Source organism: Sphingomonas zeicaulis, assembly GCF_050433225.1.
GTDB classification, from domain to species: Bacteria; Pseudomonadota; Alphaproteobacteria; order Sphingomonadales; family Sphingomonadaceae; genus Sphingomonas_D; species Sphingomonas_D zeicaulis.
In genome coordinates this window covers 17,789-40,312 of record NZ_JBNPXQ010000017.1, presented here as the reverse complement: position 1 = coordinate 40,312, position 22,524 = coordinate 17,789, and the positions used below count along the sequence as shown (strand labels likewise).

At 61.8% G+C, this 22,524-nt stretch carries 18 protein-coding genes; 10 read left to right on the top strand and 8 right to left on the bottom strand.

What is annotated here, in order from left to right:
• Window positions 1–150: 150 nt before the first annotated feature.
• The 6 genes from FHS96_RS28605 (at window position 151) to FHS96_RS28580 (ending at window position 3,191) form a co-directional block, all read left to right on the top strand.
• A complete protein-coding gene (locus tag FHS96_RS28605) occupies window positions 151–687 on the top strand; it encodes a DUF736 domain-containing protein (RefSeq protein ID WP_429600043.1) in 537 nt (178 codons plus the stop codon).
• A 119-nt stretch (window positions 688–806) separates the two neighbouring features.
• A complete protein-coding gene (locus tag FHS96_RS28600) occupies window positions 807–1,049 on the top strand; it encodes a hypothetical protein (RefSeq protein WP_429600040.1) in 243 nt (80 codons plus the stop codon).
• Window positions 1,050–1,057: 8 nt separating this feature from the next.
• Entirely contained in the window at window positions 1,058–1,396 is a 339-nt protein-coding gene (locus tag FHS96_RS28595) for a type II toxin-antitoxin system RelE/ParE family toxin (protein ID WP_429600037.1), read from the top strand.
• Complete coding sequence (locus tag FHS96_RS28590; RefSeq protein ID WP_429600034.1) at window positions 1,393–1,674, top strand: helix-turn-helix domain-containing protein; 282 nt, start codon at window positions 1,393–1,395, stop codon at window positions 1,672–1,674. The genes FHS96_RS28595 and FHS96_RS28590 overlap by 4 nt, the downstream gene beginning before the upstream one ends.
• Before the next feature lie 4 nt (window positions 1,675–1,678).
• Window positions 1,679–1,915: a hypothetical protein gene (locus FHS96_RS28585; RefSeq protein ID WP_429600032.1), complete on the top strand. Its 237-nt coding sequence runs from the start codon at window positions 1,679–1,681 to the stop codon at window positions 1,913–1,915.
• Window positions 1,916–2,165: 250 nt separating this feature from the next.
• Complete coding sequence (locus tag FHS96_RS28580; RefSeq protein WP_429600029.1) at window positions 2,166–3,191, top strand: IS110 family RNA-guided transposase; 1,026 nt, start codon at window positions 2,166–2,168, stop codon at window positions 3,189–3,191.
• 481 nt (window positions 3,192–3,672) lie between these two features.
• Here FHS96_RS28580 and FHS96_RS28575 read toward each other — a convergent pair whose 3' ends face one another.
• The 5 genes from FHS96_RS28575 to FHS96_RS28555 all read right to left on the bottom strand — a co-directional run bounded on the left by FHS96_RS28575 (window position 3,673) and on the right by FHS96_RS28555 (window position 12,467).
• Entirely contained in the window at window positions 3,673–5,307 is a 1,635-nt protein-coding gene (locus tag FHS96_RS28575; RefSeq protein ID WP_429600027.1) for a glycoside hydrolase family 32 protein, read from the bottom strand.
• 354 nt (window positions 5,308–5,661) lie between these two features.
• Complete coding sequence (locus FHS96_RS28570; RefSeq protein WP_429600024.1) at window positions 5,662–8,478, bottom strand: TonB-dependent receptor; 2,817 nt, start codon at window positions 8,476–8,478, stop codon at window positions 5,662–5,664.
• A 122-nt stretch (window positions 8,479–8,600) separates the two neighbouring features.
• A complete protein-coding gene (locus FHS96_RS28565; RefSeq protein ID WP_429600021.1) occupies window positions 8,601–10,109 on the bottom strand; it encodes a glycoside hydrolase family 32 protein in 1,509 nt (502 codons plus the stop codon).
• Window positions 10,106–11,455: a sugar porter family MFS transporter gene (locus FHS96_RS28560; RefSeq protein ID WP_429600018.1), complete on the bottom strand. Its 1,350-nt coding sequence runs from the start codon at window positions 11,453–11,455 to the stop codon at window positions 10,106–10,108. The genes FHS96_RS28565 and FHS96_RS28560 overlap by 4 nt, the downstream gene beginning before the upstream one ends.
• A gap of 31 nt (window positions 11,456–11,486) precedes the next feature.
• Complete coding sequence (locus tag FHS96_RS28555; protein WP_429600016.1) at window positions 11,487–12,467, bottom strand: ROK family protein; 981 nt, start codon at window positions 12,465–12,467, stop codon at window positions 11,487–11,489.
• Window positions 12,468–13,042: 575 nt separating this feature from the next.
• Between FHS96_RS28555 and FHS96_RS28550 the strand changes: the two genes are divergently transcribed.
• Complete coding sequence (locus FHS96_RS28550; protein ID WP_429600014.1) at window positions 13,043–14,185, top strand: ROK family transcriptional regulator; 1,143 nt, start codon at window positions 13,043–13,045, stop codon at window positions 14,183–14,185.
• A 164-nt stretch (window positions 14,186–14,349) separates the two neighbouring features.
• Here the strand turns inward: FHS96_RS28550 and FHS96_RS28545 are convergent, their stop codons facing one another.
• From FHS96_RS28545 to zwf, 3 genes are all read right to left on the bottom strand, one after another.
• Window positions 14,350–15,114 (bottom strand): dienelactone hydrolase family protein, encoded by a 765-nt coding sequence (locus tag FHS96_RS28545; protein ID WP_429600011.1) that lies wholly within the window; start codon window positions 15,112–15,114, stop codon window positions 14,350–14,352.
• Between the two features lie 147 nt (window positions 15,115–15,261).
• Entirely contained in the window at window positions 15,262–17,094 is a 1,833-nt protein-coding gene (gene edd, locus FHS96_RS28540) for a phosphogluconate dehydratase (RefSeq protein ID WP_429600009.1), read from the bottom strand.
• 245 nt (window positions 17,095–17,339) lie between these two features.
• Complete coding sequence (zwf, locus tag FHS96_RS28535; protein ID WP_429600088.1) at window positions 17,340–18,776, bottom strand: glucose-6-phosphate dehydrogenase; 1,437 nt, start codon at window positions 18,774–18,776, stop codon at window positions 17,340–17,342.
• Window positions 18,777–19,840: 1,064 nt separating this feature from the next.
• Between zwf and FHS96_RS28530 the strand changes: the two genes are divergently transcribed.
• The 3 genes from FHS96_RS28530 (at window position 19,841) to FHS96_RS28520 (ending at window position 22,219) form a co-directional block, all read left to right on the top strand.
• Window positions 19,841–20,812, top strand: coding sequence for a DUF2493 domain-containing protein (locus tag FHS96_RS28530; protein WP_429600006.1), 972 nt, complete (start codon window positions 19,841–19,843; stop codon window positions 20,810–20,812).
• A 300-nt stretch (window positions 20,813–21,112) separates the two neighbouring features.
• Window positions 21,113–21,706 (top strand): hypothetical protein, encoded by a 594-nt coding sequence (locus FHS96_RS28525; RefSeq protein WP_429600003.1) that lies wholly within the window; start codon window positions 21,113–21,115, stop codon window positions 21,704–21,706.
• Between the two features lie 42 nt (window positions 21,707–21,748).
• Window positions 21,749–22,219 (top strand): hypothetical protein, encoded by a 471-nt coding sequence (locus FHS96_RS28520; RefSeq protein WP_429600001.1) that lies wholly within the window; start codon window positions 21,749–21,751, stop codon window positions 22,217–22,219.
• The last annotated feature ends 305 nt before the right edge of the window (window positions 22,220–22,524 follow it).

Here is a 22,524-nt window from a genome sequence, read left to right as displayed (position 1 = left end):
CTCTGACGTCACCGTCGTCGCCCGTGCGGATGCCCGCACGAGATGGCGCGCTTACGCGCCCGCTCGGCCGAACGGCCGAGGAGGGGAGGGGGAGAGGGGAAGATGTCTCGGACAAGGGGTTCGAGAGCAACTTTCCCAGGAGTTACCACCATGAACATCGGCAGCATGAAGCAGAACGACCGCGGCACCTACATGGGCTGCATCTCCACTCTGCAGTTCACCGCGGCCATTGCCCTGCGCGAGGTCAATTCGGCCAACGAGCGCGCCCCCAGGTACGAGGTCTTCGCGCTCTCCGCCGCGCGGGAATGGGTCCAGATCGGCGCGCTGTTCGAGCTGTTCTCGAACAAGGATGGCAGTGCCTTCCTCAATGGCAGGCTCGAGGATCCCAGCTTCGAGAAGCCGCTCTACATCTCCGCGTTCCACCAGCCGGACAACTCCTACAACATCGTCTGGTCTCGGCCGAAGGATCGCGCCGCCGACGTCGATCGCGCGATGACCGCACGCACCAGCGACACGCTGCCGCCGCTCCCCGGCGAGGACGCGGGCGACACCGCCCCACAGGGCGGCGGCGCCGACACCGGCGGTCTCGGCGAGAGCACGGCGCCTGACGCCTTCGGCACCGGCACCCCGCCGGCTTCGCCGAAGCGCGGCCGCAAGGCGAACGACCCCGCACCCGCGGACGCCTGAACCAGCCCCCCGCGCCGCGCGCAAGCCTCCCCTCGGGCGAGCGGCGCACCCCTGCAGGATCCGCTTCGCACCCCCCACGCGAAGCGGATCCTGCCTTTGTTCAGCCAGGAGCGATCAACATGCCCCTTCACATCGAACAACGGCTCGCCAGCGAACGCCAGCAGCTTGCCGAGATCAGCCGCTATGCCGCGCGCCGCGAGCGCTTCCTTGAAGCGCTCGACTGGGACGCGATGCCGGACAGCTTCGCCTTCGAGACGTCGATGGATGACGAAGCCATCGATCATGATCTCGCCGAAGGCGCGACCCGGATCGCCGCCCTCGAGATCGAACTCGCGTCGACATCCATACAAAATTTGATATAAGGATCGACATGGATACCGAGAAGCCGCTGAAATTCCGCGGCACGTCCTACAACGACCTCATGGCGTTTCCCCGTGAGGCGCGGCGCGAAGCGGGCTTTCAGCTCGGACGCGTCCAGGGTGGCAAGGAACCAGCAGACTGGAAGCCGATGGCGACAATCGGCGCCGGCGTCCGCGAGATCCGCATCCGCGAGGATGGTGGCGCGTTCCGTGTAATCTACATCGCGCGGTTCGGTGATGCGATATATGTGCTGCACTGCTTCGAGAAGAAGTCGCAGACGACGGCCAAGACCGACATCGACCTTGCCGCAACTCGTTTCCGGCAGCTTGAGAGGGAGTTGAAATCATGACCGAAGTTGTCGTCACCAACATCTGGGACGCGATCGAGAGCGACCCCGCAGAGGCTGAAAACATGAAGATCCGTGCGCGGCTGCTCGGCGCCGTCATCGACGCGATCAAGGCCCACGGCTGGAGCCAAACCCAAACCGCCGAACGCCTTGGCGTGACGCAGCCCCGGGTTTCGGACCTGATGCGCGGCAAGATCGACAAGTTCAGCATCGATGCGCTTGCGAACATGGCGCACCAGGTCGGCCTTCGTCTCGACGTTCGGATCGCTGAAGCGGCCTGAGACCATGACGCGCACGCCCGACGAGATCCGCGACATCCTGTTGCAGATGATTGTCGGCAGCGTCGGCGGCGACGAAACGAGGTGGCGCGCCGTCATCGGCGAAGTCGAGGAACTCTCACTCGCAATGCACCCGACAGGGAACTGGAAGGTCAGCCCGAACGGCACAAAACGCGAGCGAGAGATCGCCGAGGCGGCCATCAAGATCCTGCGGGAAGCGCATCCCTACGCGGTCGCTCGTTGAGTAATTGCCTGGCGCCGTTTCCCCTTTCCGGTCACTTGGTTGCGAAGAGGCGATCGCCTCGTAACGGGACGATGCGGTCGTTCCCTCCGTGTTCCTGGGAGCCGCTTCTAGCAAAAGCAGATCCAGCTGCCGCAAATGAGGGTTCCGTCCGCTTTCAACTCTGGCGCGCCAAAAGCGTTGGGGTGGACGCCCTCTGACGGCATCGATGTGCCAGAGTGGAGGTGTTGAAACACCACTGCAGGAGGCGTCCGTGAGGGAGGTTAGCACAGTCGGCATTGATCTGGCCAAGTCGGTTTTCCAGATCCACGGCGGGGATGCGAGCGGCGGGGTCGTGTTCCGCAAGAAGCTGCGACGCGATCAGGTTCTTCCTTTCTTCTCGACCTTGCCGCGGTGCGTGGTCGCGATGGAGGCGTGCGCGAGTGCCCACTATTGGGCGCGCGAGCTCGCCGCACTTGGTCACGACACCAGGCTTATCCCGCCAGCATACGTAAAGCCGTTTGTGAAGCGGCAGAAGAACGACATGGCCGATGCAGAGGCGATCTGCGAGGCGGCGCAGCGCCCAACAATGCGGTTCGTTCAGGGCAAGAGCGCTCAGGCACAGGCATCGGCGGTAGTGTTCCGAACGCGTGATCTGCTCGTGCGGCAGCGAACGCAGCTGATCAACGCTTTGCGCGGTCACCTGAACGAGTTCGGCTACATCGTGCGCCAGGGTGGCGGGCATGTCGGGAAGCTCGCGGAGATCGTTGCTGACCCAGCATCCGATGTGCCGGCCGAGGCGCGGCCAGTGCTGGCCGTCATTGCGCAGGGCCTGCAAGCGCTACAGGCGCAGATCGCTCTTCTCGACCGCGAGATCGCAAGCCGGGCCAACGCGGATCCGCTGGCGAAGCGGCTGATGTCGATTCCCGGTGTCGGCCCCGTGACCGCAACCGCGCTGGCAGCGCTGGCGCCGGCCGCCAGCACCTTCCGCCGCGGGCGCGATTTCGCAGCCTGGCTCGGCCTCGTCCCTCGACAACATTCGAGCGGCGGCAAGGAAAGGCTCGGGCGCACGACCAAGATGGGCGAGCGCAGCCTGCGACGGTTGTTGATCCTGGGCGCCAGCTCGGCAACGAAGGTCGCGGCGCGAGACCCTGACAAGGCGGGGCCATGGTTGGCGAGCATGCTCGCGCGCAAGCCCCGAATGCTGGTGACCGTCGCGTTCGCGAACAAGATGGCACGGATCGTCTGGGCGCTGATGGCGCATGGAGGATCCTACAGAGCTCCAGCTGCGGCGGTGTGACCGCCAAGGCTCGAGGCGTCAGGGACGCAAGGAAGGTCAGTAGAGAGGTATGGCGCAACGGTCAGAAGACGGGGTCGGGATAACCAGTGAAATGTCCAAGCGCCTCGAGCGCGCAAAAGCGGTGTGGACCCGATCCGCGATCTCCATTCAGGCCAGCAGCCGTGATGATGGCTGCATCAGTAGGCCGGACACACGGAAGCACCTGAACCTGCGCGATCAAATCTCTGGAACACCCCCTTGTATCCGGCGGGGCGTCCACACACGGACGGTCGGTTTAGTCCCCATAGCGGACTTAAGTATGGCCGATGGCATACTTGCGCGCCGCATGAATAGAGCCGTCACCTGCCATTGGCCCCGATGACGTAAATCGCGTCACTAGTAACGGCCTCAACTATGCAAATGGGAATGATCGCCTACCGTTTTCAGCCTTTGAGCAAAATGCACCTTGAATCGACATAGAGACGCGGCACTCTCTCCTGTCTCAAGCCCAAATGGTGACCTCGCTGACCCTAATACTGCCCCCGGCCACATTGAGGCGGAGTTCCGTCGAACCCGCAGGCGAAGTAATAAGCTCCGACAGCACTGCTGCCCCGTCATTGACGAAAATCTCTATCGAGCCAGCGTCAACAAACAGGCTGATTTTTGCCGTGCCGCCGTTGAAATTGCAATTTGCGGTCCGGTTTCGCCTCCACGCATCGACGTTGGGCGCGTCCGGACCACTTGTGTCCCGTTTGAGGAAAACGGCGTTGTCACGAAGCTGGAATCCGATCTGGGTGAAATAGCCACCGCCGCCCCGCACCGATAGCCAAAGCCCTGTTGGCCAGCTGTCATCGACGCGGGTTAGCGTCATGTCGATCCGGCCGGCGAGCAGCTCGGCACCCGAGGGCCAAGCGTAGTCTGTACCCGCAGATACGAACTGATCGGATCCCCTGACCGCTCGCGGGAATGCCAAGTTCTGCTCCGCAAGCGGCATACTGCACAGATGAGTCAACTCGCCGTTCCGTCGGAGCCAAAGCTGTCGAACGATGCTGAGCTGTCCACGATAGCCCGCGTTCGTGGGGAGTTGGTTGGCGTAATCCCAGTTGCTCATCCATCCAATCGTGTATGCGCTTCCAATTGGATCAGCTGCATGAGGATCGGTCCAGACCACCGCGGCATAGAAGTCCGCACCATTGTCGAGCCATTGGCCCGTGGTGTCATCGGCCGTGAAGGTTGCGCCGTCGAACTCTCCTACCCAATAATATGTGCCGACAGTGAAGCCCAAAGCCGTGCCGTTGCCACCGACCAACAGAACCCACTTGGCCGAACTCGTGGCGAGCTGATCGTCATATAGGTGGAGCTGAAAGAGGTGCGAACATTCCATGACGCTGCCCACGAGATCCGACAGGAAGCCGCTGGCATAGCTCCAGCTCTTTAGATCGGGCGACGTGTAGATGCCGATCTTACCTTCTTCCGACAGCGTCAAAATCCAGCGGCGCGTCGGTTCATGCCAGAAGATCGTCGGATCCCGGAATGGCTTGTTGCCAGGATAATTGGGGAGAACGATCTCATGGAAGGTAAAGCTTGCTCCCTCATCGAGAGAGTACCACAGCGCACACGACTGATTTTGACCAGCAGCGTTGTTCGCTGGCATAGTGGCGAGGGCAACTATGGCGCCCGCACCAAAACCGGATGTGTTGTCCGTGTCCCTGACCGTGCTGCCCGTCCAGACGTCGCCGAACGAGGTCGTGTTGCGCGGGATGGAGACTCCGCGATCTCGCCACGTGACAAGGTCAGTGGAGGTCCACCGCCGCCACGAAGTTCCGCCGTCGGGATAAGTCGGATTGAATAGGGCCCAGAGCGCCCATCCGTCGGCTGTCCTGATCGGGCGCTGCGGGTCGTTAATCCAGCCACCGGGCGGCGCCGCGATGTGGTAGCGCGGACGAAGGTCGGCGGCCGACGTCGCCGTTGAGCCTGGCGTGGGCCCCGGTGTGGGCGCTGGGCCTGGCAACGCGGGTGCTGCCGGGAGGACTCTCGCGGCCTCGTCTTCGCCGCACGCTGCCAGCGGGACGTAGAGCATCGTACCGCCGAGCAGATGCAACGCTGCGCGACGCGAGTATGGCAAAGAATCGATCATCGCTACCTCCTCCCAAAGTTATTATCTATCATCTTCAGTGCAAGCGCGCTCGCTGAGCGCGCAGACAATTACGACGATCAATCGCTATACTTATCAGCGTCTGCGATTTAACACCGGTGAATGCCCAAACCGCGAACAAGGCCATTCACAGGTATGGTTGCTCAGGCTCGCGGTTTGATCGATGTATCAAGCGTATTCGGAATGGTGCGGCGCCGGATGTCGAGCGAACGTACGATGCTAATAGCCATAGTCTCTGCTCTCAGGTCGGCAGGCGAGCAGATTCTTCGCAACGCACTCCCGACGGCACATCCGTCAAACTGTGTTCGACGAATCCACCGCTCAGGTGGCATTTGTCTACATTTTGAACCGCACGCCGAGGCTGAAATAACGCCCCTCTATGCGCAGATCCCGCGGAAAATACTGCGTCTCGTTGTAATATCTAAAATTATTGAACGGTTTTCCAAGGATGTTGCTGACATTACCAACAACTGTAACGCCCTTGATCGCCTCGTACGACGCGGAAAAGTCGAGACGAGAGATTCCCCGGGTGATCTCGCCGGCATATTGCTCCTCGTTCGAATTGCGGTTGTAGCTGTTGATGAAGCTCGAACGATGATTGTAGGACAGTCGCGCTGCTACCGGTCCCTTTTCGAAAAAGCCGGTGAGATTATAGGCCCATTTTGAAAGGCCCGTGATCCTGACCTGGCGCGCGCCTTCCCCCAGAACGGTTGGAAGGGCGTTGGTGCCATCCAGATAGGTGACGTTGGCCTGCACGCCGAAGCCGGAAAGATAGCCGGGCAGGAAGTCGAAGAACGTCTGGAAGGACGCTTCCGCGCCCTTGATTTCACCCTTGCCCGCGTTTTCAGGGCGATTGATCTGAATACGACCATAGTCCGGATCGATTACGTCGCGTGTGTAGTTGCTGATGAAGCCTCGGAGATCGCGATAGAACACTGCCAGGGTCGCCGACCCGTTCTTCGAGAAATAATATTCGAGTGTGGCGTCATAGTTCTTCGACGTCAGGGGCTGCAAATCCGGATTTCCGCCGCTGCCGAAGGCCGCATATTGAGGTGGTGAGCCATCTGGGCCAGGGCTGTTTCGGGTGATGTTCAGCGACGGATTCAGCTGTCCGAACCCGGGGCGCGTCCGCGTCTGATTGTAGGCAAGGCGTACTTGGAACTCCGGCGTCAACCGAAAACGTGTTTGAATAGAGGGCAGCACGTCCAGATAATTCTGACGCGAGACCTGGGGGATGATCTGCGACGTTCCATCGGCATCGTTAACGCGGGAAAAGCCTGAGTAACGCCCATCAGTATTGACGACCCGCACGCCGAACGTCCCGTCTGCCTCGACACCGCCCAGGGTGAAGGCGTATTTGCCCTGGCCGTAAACGGCGTAGCTTGCTTCCTTCGCCGTGAACCCGCCCAAGGGGTCGTACGGAATATCCTCGCTCGCAAAGTCGGTCACGGCTTCGCGAATTCCGTTGTCGTTCGGGAAGCGTACTGTGAGGTCCTGTACGGCGGCATAGGAAAGCTGCCTCAGGGCTTCGACATTGTCGCGTATCGCGCCGCGTGTCGGCATCAGCCAGTTTTGGAAGGGCTGCGGATCGTTACGAAAGCCGTCCTTTATGAGCTGCAGCTCGCCTGTAGGTAGGCTGGCCAACGGCAAGCCGAGACCTGCGGTGTAGGCATAGCGGTTATTATTCTGGGACAGGGCAGTTCGATCGCTCGCACGGACGCCGACCTGGATCTTCGGCAACCAGCTGATATCGGTCTCGAGATCGAGGTCGAGGCGACCCTGAACGCCATCGCCCTTCGTGACGAAATGCCGTTGAAAATATCCGCGCCAGACATAGTTGGCTGCATTATTTCTGTCGAAGCCAACGAGATCGAATATTGCAGATCCTTTAACGTCCCATGCGACATCGATGGTTGGCGCGGTTGCCAGTTGTGCGTCAAGGCTGTCTTCATCCGCTTCATATTTGCTGTTCGTATAGGCGAAATCGCCCGACAGCGTCGCCCTTCCAGTTTTCCATTTGAAGCCGAGGGCGGCCTGATATGTATCTGTCTGGTCATTCTGTGTCGCGCGAAAGAATTCGGGCACATAGCCGCCGGTCTTGGTGAAACTGGCCGCCTTCAGCGGCTCGCCGTCAACGAGCACCACATTGCTGAGCGTCGGAGGCACGCCATCGATGCTGCGCCGTTCGAAATTAACGTTGAACCCGTCACGCATGACCCTGCCGCGATAGGCCTGCCACAGGCCCTCCGCATAGATTTCAAGGTCGGCATTGGGTCGCCACTGGATCGTGCCGTTTACTGCGGGCCGGTGACGGATCCCCGTCTCGTAGAAATTGCCGGCGTTGGCCGGAAACCGGAAATTGCCGACACCGGGGGTCGTGACAGTCATGTCATCAGAGGGGTCATCGATGCCAAAGCCCAGCGGACTGATTATGGCGGAGTCGGCATAGCGATCTGCGTTGCGGTACGTCGTGCGAACGTAGCTGACATTAACAAGCGCCCCGATTTCTCCGATGGGCGTATCCCAACGCTTGGTCAGCAAGAGGTTTCCGGAGGGATCGAACGCCTTGGACTGGTCATTGTAGGAGGCGCGAACTTCCCCTGCGATCTCGGTATCTGTCACATCCAGTGGGCGACGCGAGCGCAGGTTGATGAGACCAGCGAGCCCCGGCTCGATGAGATCGGACGTGCCCGATTTGAACACTTCAAGGCCCGCGGCAACGCCAGCGGGGAAATCCTGGAGATGCAGGACTCGATCATCTGCGGTGAAGAATTCGCGGCTGTTGAATGTGGTGTTCACGTCCGGCAAACCGCGAACCAACACCACTCCCGCTTCGTCATTGTAGCGAAGCACTTGAACACCGACCACGCGGGAGATTGCTTCGGCGGCGTTGTTGTCGGGCAGCTTGCCGATGTCCTCGGAAACGATGGCGTCCAAAATCGCATCGGATCGACGCTTTGCATCCTGCGCGGATCCCAGTGCCGCACGATATCCCGTCACGACGATATCCGAAACCGGTACAGAGTCGATGGTGTCCTCGCTCTGCACCGGCGCGGCTTGGTCGGCTTCATTATTCTGGGCGTAGGTTGGTACTGCCAGAAAAAGCGACACGAGGGATGTCGATCCGAGCAACGCAGCTGCCTTGAAGTTCATAATAATCCTCCCCTTTTTTAATTATGCTGGGCGCAGTCGATCGTTTCCCGACTGCCTCTGTCAGCGGAACTAGCCAATGAACTCGCAAAATACGGCCTTTCAGCCGCTCTCTGACTCGATCGTCAGGGAGGCCCCTCCGCTTTGATCGACCAGGCGGTGACAGTCATCGTTGCAGGGCCGCCCCGCGCTGAGGCGCTCCAGCGTAGGGGCCCCGACCCGCGGAAGAAGCGATCGGTGATGGTCTGCTCGCCGTCGTTGATGAACAACTCGACGATCGACTCGTCGACAAGCAGCCTTAGGGAAACCTTGCCCTGCGTCAGATCGACGGGTGCCACATGTCGGTTCTCGAACCCGTCATGGAAATGAGGTCCAGCACGTGAGCGATCAATGAAGACTTCGTCCACGCCAGGATTGACGCCGATCACCATTTGATAGCCCTCGCCGTCGCTGAGCGTGATTGCCACCTGTTCGCTCTTCCCAAGTGTCAGGCTCGCGCTTAAATCCACCGCGCCGCCTTCAACGGGAAGCGCGAGCGGTTCCTCGCGCAGCGACAACTGTCGGGAGATCGGCGCCTTCCCACGCAGACGCTCTAATTCTTTGATCGGCTGCTGTGTAAGGCGGTAACCTTGAGGTGTTTTCCGGAGCGAGATGCTGCGCGGAACTGTCATGATGCCGCGCGAGGGCCAGGTTGGGATGGACTCGGCGTATCGCCAGTCATTGGCCCATCCGATCCAGATCCGACGCGCGTCATCCTTTGGCAGATCGTTCCAGGCGACCGCCGCATAGAAGTCGGCGCCATAGTCCGTCCACACCGGTTCGCCGCTCCACCCTTCGACGGGCGTGAAGCGACGGCCATCGAAGTCACCCACGAAGTACTGCCCACCCGATCCGCCGCCGACCGCCTGATCGCCGAGATTGATACTGAGGACCCAGCGCTGTTCGCCCGGTGCTCCACCCTCAACGGGCAGGAGGTTGAGATCCGGGCATTCCCAGTTCTTGCCACGCGCGCCGGCAGGTCCGAAGCTGCTGGCGTAGCTCCACTGCTTGAGGTCGGGGGACGTGAAGATCACCGCGCGGTTCTCGAGTGCCATGACCGCAATCATCACCCATGACTTCGTTGGCCCATGCCAGAAGACTTTCGGATCCCGGAATTCCGCCGAACCAACGCTCAGGACCTCGCCGTGCACGCTCCATGTGCGACCGCGATCATTGCTATAGGCAAGATACTGGGATTGCAGCTTCGCCTTGGGATTATGCCCCGTGTAGATGGCGATCATGGGCGGCCTGCCGTCCCGGCCAAATCCGCTGCTGTTCTTCCAGTCGATCACCGCACTGCCTGAAAACGCCATAACCTCTTCGGTCTCCGGGATCGCGATCGGTAACTCCTCCCACGTGACGAGATCACGGCTGACGGCATGGCCCCAGTTCATATGCCCCCAGCGATCACCGTGCGGATTATACTGGTAGAAGAGATGATACTCGCCCTCGAAGTAGACCAGACCGTTGGGGTCATTCATCCAGTTTCGCTTTGGTGCGTAATGGTAGACGGGCCGAGGGTCGGGCCGCTGCGCATCTGCTACGGCAGGAAGCATTGTGGCCGCGGCGGTCACGATGAGAAGCGTCCTGATCATGTTCTTGCATCCTCGAGATTCATGTCTTCGAGCGCGACGCCATTGGTCTCGGGCATAGCCTTCCATGTCCAGAAGAACTGGAGAAGCATCATCGCGCCGAAAAAGGCGAAAACCCAGCCACCGACCGAGGCCGCGAAGACCGGAAATGCCCACGTAATCGCCGCCGCCATGACCCAATGGGTGGTACTGCCGAGCGCCTGCCCCTTGCCACGCACGGCACTTGGAAACACCTCCGAGATGAACACCCAGATCACGGCACCTTGCGACATGGCGAAAGCCGCGATGAAGCCGAGCAGGCCAACCAGGATCAACGTGCCATCCGGCGTTGCGCTTTCGAGTTGATAGCCGACGAGAAAAAGAGCCGCGGCACACGCAAGGGACCCGCCGAAGAGCAGCGGCTTGCGCCCGAAGCGGTCAATCAGGAACAGCGCGCAGATCGTGAAGAACAGATTCGTCCCGCCGATCGCAATGGACTGCAGCAATGCGCTATCAGCGCCAGCACCGGCCAGTTCGAAAACGCGCGGCGCATAGTAGAGAAGTGCGTTTATCCCGGACAGCTGGTTGAACATGGCGATGGCGACTGCGCAGCCCACGGGGCGCAGATAGGCGGATTGGAAAAGCCTGGGCGTGGCCGATTGATCGACACGCATCTCGGCTGCCTGGATGAGATGAAGTTCACCGTCGGGGTCAACAAACCCCAACCTTTTCATGACACCGATTGCCTGCCTATCCTTGCCGTTGATCGCCAGCCAGCGTGGGCTTTCCGGCAGCAACAGGCTGACCATGAGGAACAGTGCCGATGGCAGTGTGACGATCCCGAACATCCATCGCCACGCAATTTCAGCAGGCACGAAGCTGGCAATGATGTAGTTCGATAGAAATGCGATCAGGATGCCGAGGACGATGTTGAGTTGGTTCATCGCGACCAGCCGCCCACGAAAGCGCGCAGGCGAAACTTCCGCGATATAGATGGGGGTAACGACCGAGGCCGCGCCGATCGCAAGCCCCCCCAGGAACCGGAACGCAAGCAATGTCAGCCAGCTGCCGGCGAGGCCGGTGCCCAGCGACGAGACCACATAGCAAAGGGCGACGGTCAACATCACCGCCCGCCGGCCGAAGCGGTCGGCCGGCGCGCCTGCCACAAGCGAACCGAGCACCGTTCCTATGAGCGCGGACGCGACCGTAAAGCCCAGCATGTTGTCGCTAAGCCCGAAACGCTCCTGAAGGGCCGTGGTCGTTCCGGAGATCACCGCGGTATCGAAGCCGAACAGGAGACCGCCTAGCGCCGCCCCGGCCGCACTCAGGATGATGGCCGCGGTTACGCGGGCCTCAGTCCCCGCGGGCACGTTGCGTCCCCCGCGAACCGTTAGGGAGGGACTATGCAAGAGCGGCTCCTGACCAAGAAGTTGGGGCGGCAGATGACGAGCGCTTTACTGACCAATGCATCGGCCACTGCCGTGTCGCGGTTCGATAGGCGAGCGCGAGCGCGCCCGTCAGCCCCGCCGATGCGCCTGCCGTCGGCGCTGCGATATAATCGTCCATTTCCAATGTACGCATGCTGGCGTCATAGCCGGCCAGCTTGGCAGCCAAGGCGTCGCGCACGCGCCGGTACATTCCAGGCGATTCCATGACACCGCCGCCGATGATGATACGATCCGGACGCACGATATAGGTCAAAGTCGCACACAGCCCGGCGAGATAGTCAGCTTCGATGTCCCAGCCCGGATGGTCGGGCGGCAGCTGTTCGCCAGGCATGTTCCATCGCGCACGCATGGCCGGCCCGCTTGCGAGGCCTTCAAGGCAGTCGCCATGGAAAGGGCAGATGCCCGGGAACCCCTCATCGCCGGCAGCACGCGGCAACCGAATGTGCCCCGCCTCGGGGTGATTGGCACCACCGTGAGGAGCGCCGTCCACAAGCAGGCCGACGCCAATCCCAGTACCAACCGTGATGTAACAGAAAGTATCGAGCCCGCGCCCGCTGCCAAACAAGCGCTCGCCGACCGCTGCACAGTTGACGTCTGTATCGAGCGCCATCGGCGCATCTATCATACCAGCAAAGTGGCCGAGCAGGTCGTTATTTTCCCAACCAATCTTGGGCGTAGACGTGATGCAGCCATAATCGGGTGCAACCGGATTCAGCGAAAGTGGCCCGAAGCTCCCGATCGAGAAGGCCGATAATTGTCCGATGTCGGAAATAGCATCCTTGAAGAAGATTCCTGCCGCCTTGAGCGTTTCGCCAGGCAAGGTCGTCGGGATCCGCTGCTGCCGAATAATGCGGCCATCTCGGCCCGCGATGCCGCAAAGGAATTTTGTGCCTCCGGCCTCGATTGCGCCAAGAAGAAGGTTTTCATGTTGCATGGTTCAATCTCGCGAAAGGCCCGATCCGCGCCGACGCGGGCCGGGTCGGCAATAGGGAGTGACGCATGGCGGCCCGGACCGCGCCCGGCTGTCGACGCTGGCGGCGAGACACGCGCTCCGGAACCGCATAGCACGATTCGACATCGCAATCCGATTCTCGTGGATCAGCCTCGACCGTCATCCTCTTCCCCGTCCGCAGACCCTCACTTGCCGGGTACTGCTCTGTTGGGATAAATCTATCGAGGTGATTTAGTCTGTCAATTGCGTTTTTCGCGTTTGAATCAAGAAGCCGTCCGCTGGTCCGGCCGAACCGAGCCGCTGCCCCAGTGCCTTTTCGGACGTCGACGCTGCCACGCTTCCTGCGCCTGGTGCGCAACATGCGTCCCGCGCTGGCCCGTGCCCGCCGTTCGATATCCTGGGTTTCGGCTGTCATCCCATCGGCCGAGTGCGCCGAGGCCAGGTGCCGACCGTGTGAAGCTGGCAAAGGCGGACTTGTCATTTGTTAGCGGTCTGGCCCAAACGTCCATTGCCATCGCGCACCATTTCGGGGTCGGTGAGTTTGAGCGGGGTCGCAGGTGAACAAGCGTGCCAGCAATGCGGTCGGAATACGGCGCTACAACGAGCGCCTCATTCTTGCGACCGTCAGGCGGCTGAACGGCGCTTCCAAGGCGGATCTCTCCCGGATTACCGGCCTGTCGCCGCAGGCGGCAGTCCGCATCGTCGAGAGCCTTGCGGAAGAAGGCCGGTTGATCGTAGCCGGGAAGCGCACAGGCGGCATCGGCCAGCCCTCGATCATCTATCGGATCAACGCCGACAGCGGCTGCACGATCGGTGTCGAAATCGGTCGCGATCGGTTGGTATGCACGATGCTCGATTTCGACGGTCGCATCATTACCTCCGAGAGCACGAATACTCCCTTTCCCAGCCCGGCCAGCGCGGTCGAGTATATCAAGGCCTTCAGCCGCAAATCCATGCGGAGGTTGGATAAACAGCAGCGTGACGGCTTTCTGGGTTACGGCGTTGCCATGCCCTGGTTCATCGGCGAGTGGCGCGAGGAAGCGGGCATTGCGTCCCAACAGGCCGCGGACTGGGCAAACCCCGGTCTGGAGGCGTTTTTCCAGCATGAACTGGCCGGCACCGTCATTTTCGAGAATGACGGCAACGCAGGCGCCCTGGCCGAACTCATGTCAGGCACCGGCGCCGGCCTCACGAACTTCCTTTACATCCATATCGGGAACTTTGTTGGCGGCGGCCTCATTCTCAATGGCGAGATCAAGCGCGGGAAGAATGGCAATGCCGGCGCGCTCGCTTCCATGCCCGTTCCGGGCAGCGGAGGCATTGATTTCCTGTTGCACTCTGCGTCGCTCTACAACCTTCCGGGCAGCGGAAATCAGACGGAGGCTGCATGGAATGGGTGGATGACACGCTGTACCGATGCGCTCGTCTTCACCATCATCGGCGCCAACAGTCTTCTCGATCTCGATGCTGTCGTGATCGGAGGAACGCTTTCGCAGGAGCGGCTGGCGTCGATGCAGACGCTCATCCATGAAAAGATCCGGCGCGTTGCGCCGGAGGATTTCTTTTGCCCAGAACTGAGAATCGGAGAAAACTGTGGAAGCGCGCCGGCGATCGGCGCTGCATTATTGCCTCTGTTCTCTACCTACACTCCAAACCTTGTCTCCCTTCAAAAGGGACATGGCTCTCCGGCATCCGCCTGATGCTTTCGTCCCGGGTGACGCGTGGAAGCTCAATGAACCAATAACCAAGACGGCTTATCAACGAAGCGACATCGCCGACACGCACGTTAGGTCCGACGCTGGATAATCACGGCGCGATCACAGATCCTTTCGACAAAGTGCCTTACGCGAACAGGTCGGGCCCGTCAGGCGCGCATCACGCGCTTCTCCGTCGCGCTGCGCTGGAACAACTCGACGGCCGTCGCGATCGATCTCAACGAAAGCACCGGGTCGTAGCGGTGCCCCTCATCGCGCATGAATGCGTGCGCCGCATTAAACTCCAGCCACTCGTAGCAGACGCCCGCGGCATTGAGGCGCGCTCTGATAAGTTCGCGCGCGTCGGCGGGAATATGCGGATCCTGCCGTCCCCATACGAACATGCATTCGGCCTGCAATGTGTCCAGGCGCTCAAGCGTGTCACCGCCGCGCCCTTCCGCCAGAATTCCCCCCTGAAGATCGGTCGGATAGAAACAGACAGCAGCACTGACTGCCGGAGACAATGCTGCCCTCAGCGCCAGATGCCCCCCGAGACACATGCCGATGGTGCCCACGAAGCCATTGGAGGCCGGGTGAGCCGTCACATAGTCCAAGCACGCCAGCGTATCGGCATCGAAGGCCGCCAGCGGCTTTGTTGCCTTCAGCAGATTTCCTCGATCGGTCCCCTTGGCATCATAGGGAAAGGCCGTCCCCGAAGGCTCATACTCATGATAGACTTCGGGGACGGCAACCAGGAAGCCATGTCCCGCGAACGTTGCTGCAAGCCTGCGGACCGGACCGGTAACCTGATAGATCTCCGAGTAGAAAATCAGAGCCGGAAAGCGCCCGTCGCCCGATGGCCGGAAAAGATGCACGCGCATTTTTCCGGCTCCCGCCACGGACAGGTCGACATACTCATCGCTCAACAGTCTCATTCTTAGCCCTCCCGATTTCGGTCTTGAGCCTGATGGATGGCTAGACCTCATCTTGATATTCTCGACGTCGGGCACGGCTGGGTTGATGCACCTGCGCCCTGCCCGATATCGAGCGAGATCTCCGGCGGTAACATCAAGAGGTCACAATTAGAGGCCCGCTGCCTCGAGCATTGCCGAACCGCCTTGTTCCGCTCCGCCGGCCCCGTTGCGCATGAAAGCGAAGAGTTCGCGACCAGTACCCGTTCCCGAGGGTGGCGGCGGCGCCCCACGACGCGATTCCCAGTCTTGGTCGCCCCCCACCACTGTCAATTCCCCCCGAAGCGCGCAGAGCCGGACCACATCTCCATCGCGCAGCCTGCCAAGCGGGCCGCCGCCAAATGCTTCCGGGGTAAGATGGATGGCGGCCGGCACCTTTCCACTCGCCCCTGACATGCGCCCGTCGGTAAGGAGAGCCACCTTGTGGCCGCGATCCTGCAACACGCCGAGAGGCGGCATGAGCTTGTGAAGTTCGGGCATGCCGTTTGCCCGCGGCCCCTGGAAGCGGACGACAACGATCACGTCACGGTCCAACTCGCCGTTGCCGAACGCAGTCACGACCTCGTCCTGATCGTCGAAAATTCTAACTTGCGCTTCGATCGTCATTCGCGATGGATCGACTGCCGAGGTTTTGAAGATCGCGCGCCCAAGATCGCCCTCAACAAGGCGCATGCCGCCATCCCGTTGGAAGGGGCGCGTCGCCGACCGGAGGATCCCATCGTCACGGCTGCTGGAAACGGGCGTCCATTCCAGCGCATCGCCAACGAGCGATGGCTCGCAGGCATAGGCCCCCATGTCACTCTTCCAGACTGTTTTGACGTCGCGATGCATCAATCCTTCATTTAGCAACGTGCGGATAAGGAAGGCCATCCCGCCGGCGGCTTGAAACGCGTTCACGTCTCCCGGGCCATTCGGGTACACGCGCGCAATCAGCGGCACCGTAGCGGAGAGCCGATCGAGATCCTGCCAGTCGAACACAATGCCTGCCGCGCGTGCGATCGCAGGCAGATGAATCGCATGGTTGGTTGAGCCGCCCGTCGCCAGAAGGCCTACCGCAGCGTTTACGATCGCGCGCTCGTCCACGAGAAGGCCGAGCGGGCGGTAGTCATCGCCATCCCAACCAAGCCCAGCCAACCTTTGCGTCGCCGCCCGCGTTAGCGCTTGACGGAGCTTGGTACCAGGATTGATGAAGGAGGATCCTGGGAGCTGCAATCCCATCATCTCGAGCATCATCTGGTTCGAATTGGCGGTGCCGAAAAAAGTGCAGGTGCCTGCGCTGTGATATGACGCGCTCTCGCTCTCGAGAAGTTCTTCATGTCCGACCTTGCCCTCGGCGTAAAGCTGCCGAATGCGGACCTTCTCCTTGTTCGGAAGGCCTGATGGCATGGGGCCCGCCGGAATGAAAGCCGCCGGAAGGTGACCAAAGCGCAGCGCGCCAATGAGCAAGCCGGGCACGATCTTGTCGCAGACACCAAGCAGCGCGGCTCCTTCGAACATTCCGTGACTGAGCGCCACCGCAGTTGAAAGCGCGATGGCGTCACGGCTGAACAGTGACAGTTCCATGCCACGCTGTCCTTGGGTCACACCGTCGCACATCGCCGGCACGCCCCCCGCGACTTGCGCAGAAGCGCCAACCTCCCGCGCGAAGATCTTCATCTGCTCCGGGTACCGGCCGTAGGGCTGATGCGCCGACAGCATGTCGTTATAGGCTGTCACGATACCGATGTTCATCGTCCGCCCCGCGCGGATCGAAGCCTTATCCTCGCCGGCGGCGGCAAAGCCGTGTGCGAGGTTCCCGCAGGAGAGGCTCGGCCGATCGACGCCGCTTTCACGTTCTCGCCTGATCAGATCAAGATAGGCTGCGCGGGTTCGCCGTGATCGTTCCACGATGCGCGTGGTCACCGTGGCGATTTCCGAATTCAGGGATCCATCCTTGTACATCATGCGAGTGCCCCGGCCTATTAAGGGAAACGAACGGGAAGCGTATCGGGCATTCCAGTCTAGGAAGATTGATAACGCCCCGCAGGTCGCGCCCGGCGTTCAATGCGCAGCCGGCGCGAAGCAGCGAGGAACATTCTGGCGATCATCGACGAAGCCAGCCGGCAACAAAGCCGACGAATGTGTGGATCCCCGATCGGGTGCGATGCGACGCGTGCTCACCGTGCGGATCGTGCGCATTAACATCAGGATCACTCATGCCAGCTGACGCCGTCCCGTTCGGCAAGCGCGATTGCGGCCGAGGGCCCCCAAGTCCCGGCGCTATAGGGGCGCGGCGAAACTCCACGGGAGGCCCAGCCGGCCCGGATGTCATCTATCCATCGCCACTGTGCCTCGACTTCATCCCTGCGAACGAAAAGCGTGGGATCCCCGTCGAAGAGGTCGAGCAGTAATCGTTCGTAAGCGATTCGCCTGCGAACGTCAGAGAAGGCATCCGTCATACCGATATCAAGCGGCACTTCACGCAGCCGGAGACCGGCTCGATCGAGGCCAGGTTGCTTGGTCATCAACAGAAGACGAATGTTTTCTTCGGGCTGTAGCTCGATCACGAGCTTGTTAGGGCGGAGGCTGCCTCCGGGGGGGCCGAATATCGAGTGGTGCACCGGTCTGAACTGGATGACGATCTCAGACCGGCGGACGGGCAAGCGCTTGCCGGTCCGCAGATAGAATGGCACGCCCTTCCAACGCCAGTTATCGACAAGAGCCTTGATTGCAACGAATGTCTCGGTGTCTGACGGTCCACCACGGTCGTCGAGGTAGCCAGGCACAAGGGCGCCCGCAATTGCACCGGCGGTGTATTGCCCTGAGATGCTGTTCCGTGGATCGACCGATCGCAGCGAGGTCAGCACTTTGACTTTTTCGTCCCGGACCGACTGCGGATTTAACGATGATGGCGGCTCCATCGCCACAAGAGCCAGAAGCTGCAGCATGTGGTTCTGCACCATGTCGCGCAACGAACCCATGTCATCAAAATAGGCGACACGCCCCTCGAGACCAACCGTCTCTGCCACGCTGATCTGGATATGCTCTATGCCGTGCGCGTTCCACAAGGGTTCGAACAGCGTGTTGCCGAACCGAAGGGCGAGCAGGTTCTGGACCGTTTCCTTCCCAAGATAGTGATCGAGGCGGAACACTCGGTTTTCCGGGAAAACAGCCGCTACGGCATCATTGATCGACCGACTCGAAGCAAGGTCGCTGCCCAATGGCTTTTCCATCGCAAGGCGCGCCGTCTCGCCGGCCAACCCCGCCTGACTAAGGCCCGCGATAGTCGATCCGAAAAGACTGGGCGCCGTCGAAAGGAAAATCGAAAGCCCGCCGCCGGTTGGCCCCACCACGTCTGCAAGCTGGCCGAAGTTGGTCGGGTCGGATGCGTCCACGCGAACATAGGATAGACGGCCAAGGAAGCGCTTAAGCGCCGACGCCTTCGCGCGCGCGGTATCGCGATATTTGAAGAGCGCTCGTTCGGCAAGCTGGCGAAATTCTTCGTTGGAAAGCGGCTCGAGGGCTGTCGCGACGATCCGAAGATCAGGTTTCAGCAACCCGTCCTCGTCAAGACCGAAAAGGGATGTCAGGAGCATTCGCTGGGAAAGATCGCCGGTCGCTCCGAACAGGAGCAGCCGTGAGGATATCGCGGGTCTCGCAGCGCCAAATAGCAAGCCTGTCTCTATCAAAAAGAACCCTTTTCATTCCCTCGGGAATGCCTCTCCTCCGCCGCCGTGGTAAGCAGCCAACGAGGGTCGAATAAATCGCATAATGTGATTTAGTCAAGGATGGGAATGGCTGCGTCGAAGAGAGCCTGAAGCCGATGGTCACGGTGCTGGGTAGCCATCCTCACGATACCTGGTACCCTCCGACACGTACGTTCGAACGGTCTTGCCATGGAAGCGGCACCCGCCTTTGCGGTCAGCCATTATATCGCCGGACAAAACATCCCGCCGGGGACGAGGGTCATATTTTTGACGCTGGCCGTGGACGTCGCCGAGGCGGCAGACGCGCGACATTTTGTCCGGCCTGGCGAACCGTCTGCGGCAGCTCTTCCGTCCGCTTTGCGCCAGAAGCCGGCGTCACCGCTTGCTCGCGCGGCGTGGCGTCACGGTTTAAGCTGTGCCGACAGCAGTCGACATTAGAGGGTTAACTCGGGTCCGCCATACGCAATGTCGGAGAATCCGCGTTGCAGAGGATTGGGCGCATCCCGGCAATGCCGGGGACCGCGCTCTACTCGGCTGCGCCTCCCGGAGCCCCGCTTGGCGGGTCTCCGCCGCAAGCGGTGACGATCGCTTGCGCGGGACACTGGTCGACGGCCTGTACGCCGCCGGCATAGCCCATCAGCCTCCGGCCTCGAAAGGTCGCCTCGCTCGCGTGCCGCGCAGGCCCGTCGGCCTGCACGCCGCTACGCCTCGCGACCTGGTGCCAGACCTTCAAACAAACCTCTCTCTCTTTGAGGTCCTATTGTGGTGTGCGGGGATTGTCGGCCGTCAAGGATGAGCGGTCCCCCCAATTTTCACGACACCTCCATTGCGCTGTGCTCCATTCCGGCGCCGAGAAAATCGGTTCCCCCGCTCCCCGCTGCGCGGCGTTAACCGGGGTCCGGCTGCGCCGGCTTCCCGGTTAACGTCCCTGACTGCCTCGACCCCGCACCCCGTGAAGAAGGCCTCATCACGAGGATGAGCAGATCCTGTCCAAGGAGGCTTTCATGTCCAAGTTCACCAACTTCGCCGATCTCGCCCGTTTCGTCGCCAGCCAGAGCGACGATTCAGCCCTCACCGAAACCTACGAGGGTGCCTTCATCGAGCACAGCGAGATGGCCAAGATGTCCATCGTCGACGCCCCCGAGAAACTGGACATGCCGGATCCCGATCAGGCGCGCGCCGCGGTCGAACTGATGGTGGCGACCGTCTTCGACGTGTTCCGCGACACACGGATGGAAGCCTACGCAGCCGACCTCGCATGGGGCATCGCCAACAGCTTCCACATCGTCGCGAAGCGCATCGCCGATCGCGAGGACGATGCGGCGCTGAAGCTCGGCGAGCTTGCCCGCGCCTACGACCCTTCCGAGATCTACGCGGCAGAGCTGGAAGACACCCAGCTCCTCTGCCAGACGCTGCAGGGGTGCCGTGAGGCGATGGAGTGCATGCGCGACCATGCCGCCGACGTCTACCGTGTCGAAACCGGCAAGCCTTTCTCGCCCGTCCGCGGCAGCCGGGTCTCCACCTCCCTGAACGCATCGATGATCGAGGCACGCGACTACCTTGCGGCGCGCGATCGCCAGCGCCGCGAGCAGTTCGCGCCGCAGGGCCCGGTCGTCGTCTTTTCCGGCGGCGCCAGCTGGGACGACAGCGACCGGCTCTGGAAGGGCCTCGACGCCATCAAGGCGCGGATTCCCGAGATGGTGCTCGCAACCACCGCGCAATCGAAGGGATGCGACGCGATCGCCGGCGCATGGGCCGCGTCGCGCGGCGTCAAGGTCATCCTCTTCCGTCTCGACCGCAGCAAGGGCCAGCGCGCGGCATTCATCCGCAACGACCGGCTCCTCGCGCTGAAGCCGGTGGAGGCCATCGTCTGCGAAGGTACGGGCATCCAGTCCCACCTCGCCCAGAAGCTGCGCGCTGCCGGCGTGCCGCTGCACGTGGTCATGGCCAAGCCCGCTGCACAGCGTCAGGCGTGAGCCTCCAGGGAGAGACACCGGCTCAGCCGGTGTCTCTCCTTCCTTTTTGGCACCGATGCGGCACGCGGGGGCATCGAACCCCCGCGTGCCGCGATGCGCTCGACCAGATCGGTTGCGTCACCCGGTTCGCCTCGCTCGGTCTGCCGCGCGCCCTGCGGCGCTTGTCTTCCCTACGCATCGCGGTGACCCATCGTGCCCGCGTCGACCGACCATCCTGCCGCCAGTGCTACGGCCGCCGCCGCGCGCCGGCGCTAAAAGCAGAGGGGGAGAGGGGGATGTGGTTCAACATGGGAGGACAAGATGTCCGTCACGTTCCGCATCACCACCGCCGCCGACTATCGTGAAAGCCCGACGGCGCTGATCTCGGAGGAAAGCCTCGCCGCCTTCCGTGCCCATATGCACGCCCGTGAAGCGCGCTCCGGCGTAAAGCTCATCGACCCCGACATGGATGATGGCAACATCGGGGACGGCGAGCGTCCTTCGCACTATCTGCAGGCCCGCGTCTGTCCGCTCGCAGTCGCCTCGATCGCGGCCATTTTCGACTTCGATCCCGCGGTCATCGCGGTGGTAGACGAGGCGCAGTTCCGCCAGCGCAGGATCTCGATCAATCGTTCCTGCGAGACCGGCATCATCACGATGCGCGTTTCGATCGAATCCGATCCCGGCTACGAGATGAACCTCGCCAGCGGCAACGCCCTGGCGTTGGTGGAAGCGCTCGGCGGCGAGCCTGAGACAGTCGGCGAGTTCGCGATCGCGGACATCCGTGCGCGTCTTGCCAGCCCCGCCGTCAAACGTCGCTGCGAGCGTCATCAGGTCACGCAGTACCTGCCCCGCATCCAGCAGCTTCTGACCCTAGCCGAAGGCGACGACAGCGCCGTCTTCGAATGGGCCTGAGGCGGATCTTTCAGGCGAGCAACACTCAGCCGGAGACATTCCATGATCGACTTCAGACGCCTTCTCGACGAGGACCCGGCCGAGCGCGATGCGCGCCGCGAGCGACAGGAAACCGAACGCCGCGAGCGCGCCATTCGCGACGACATTGCCCGCCGGGAAACCTGCGTGCGCATGACCATCCTCGTCGTGCTCAGCGAGGACGCCGAGCACCGCTTCACCCGCGGCGGCGCCCAGCAGATCATCCTGCGTGGCACCGACGATACCGGGGTTGCCGTGGTCGCCGTCTACTGGGTGCCGCACTATCATCAGGACGACATCCAGATGATCTGCAAGCCTCTCGGCAGCGGCGCGTCCGTCGCGCTCGCAGGCTTCTGGGACCACCGCGAATGGCGCGACCGCGCAGGGCGTCCGCACATGACGACGGAGTTCCAGACCCAGTTCATCCGCGACCCCAAGACGATCGCTCCCGACGCTCCGCAAGATCTGCCCGAGCCGCCATGGTCATCCGGCTGAAGCCTGCACCTGGCGCCAGCTCCGCACCCGCTTGCGCCGGGGCGGCGCAAGCGGTGTCCTTTTCGCGCGGGCCGTCCATCGCACTCTGCGCCACCCTCGCCAGTGTCCCTGCGTTGCAGACCCGCCCGTCCGCGGTCGCCGCCATGAAAAGCACCGGCCGCAAGCGGCCGATACGTCTGTCTGTCGCCGATGCCGGCTCAACAGAAATACCGGGCCTAAAGGCCCTACGGTTTCCACCGCTAAAGCGGCGGAGCCTCCGTCATTTCTGTTGCCCGCGACGACAGGGCCTGCGCCTTGGGCCACAG

Bases quoted from the DNA above. Each gene is read 5' to 3' on its own strand.
- edd (WP_429600009.1), bottom strand. From the start codon at position 17,094: ATGATGTACAAGGATGGATCCCTGAATTCGGAAATCGCCACGGTGACC.
- FHS96_RS28525 (WP_429600003.1), top strand. From the start codon at position 21,113: ATGTCCGTCACGTTCCGCATCACCACCGCCGCCGACTATCGTGAAAGC.
- FHS96_RS28570 (WP_429600024.1), bottom strand. From the start codon at position 8,478: ATGAACTTCAAGGCAGCTGCGTTGCTCGGATCGACATCCCTCGTGTCG.
- FHS96_RS28565 (WP_429600021.1), bottom strand. From the start codon at position 10,109: ATGATCAGGACGCTTCTCATCGTGACCGCCGCGGCCACAATGCTTCCT.
- FHS96_RS28530 (WP_429600006.1), top strand. From the start codon at position 19,841: ATGTCCAAGTTCACCAACTTCGCCGATCTCGCCCGTTTCGTCGCCAGC.
- FHS96_RS28575 (WP_429600027.1), bottom strand. From the start codon at position 5,307: ATGATCGATTCTTTGCCATACTCGCGTCGCGCAGCGTTGCATCTGCTC.
- FHS96_RS28590 (WP_429600034.1), top strand. From the start codon at position 1,393: ATGACCGAAGTTGTCGTCACCAACATCTGGGACGCGATCGAGAGCGAC.
- FHS96_RS28585 (WP_429600032.1), top strand. From the start codon at position 1,679: ATGACGCGCACGCCCGACGAGATCCGCGACATCCTGTTGCAGATGATT.
- FHS96_RS28595 (WP_429600037.1), top strand. From the start codon at position 1,058: ATGGATACCGAGAAGCCGCTGAAATTCCGCGGCACGTCCTACAACGAC.
- FHS96_RS28520 (WP_429600001.1), top strand. From the start codon at position 21,749: ATGATCGACTTCAGACGCCTTCTCGACGAGGACCCGGCCGAGCGCGAT.
- FHS96_RS28605 (WP_429600043.1), top strand. From the start codon at position 151: ATGAACATCGGCAGCATGAAGCAGAACGACCGCGGCACCTACATGGGC.
- FHS96_RS28600 (WP_429600040.1), top strand. From the start codon at position 807: ATGCCCCTTCACATCGAACAACGGCTCGCCAGCGAACGCCAGCAGCTT.
- FHS96_RS28555 (WP_429600016.1), bottom strand. From the start codon at position 12,467: ATGCAACATGAAAACCTTCTTCTTGGCGCAATCGAGGCCGGAGGCACA.
- FHS96_RS28545 (WP_429600011.1), bottom strand. From the start codon at position 15,114: ATGAGACTGTTGAGCGATGAGTATGTCGACCTGTCCGTGGCGGGAGCC.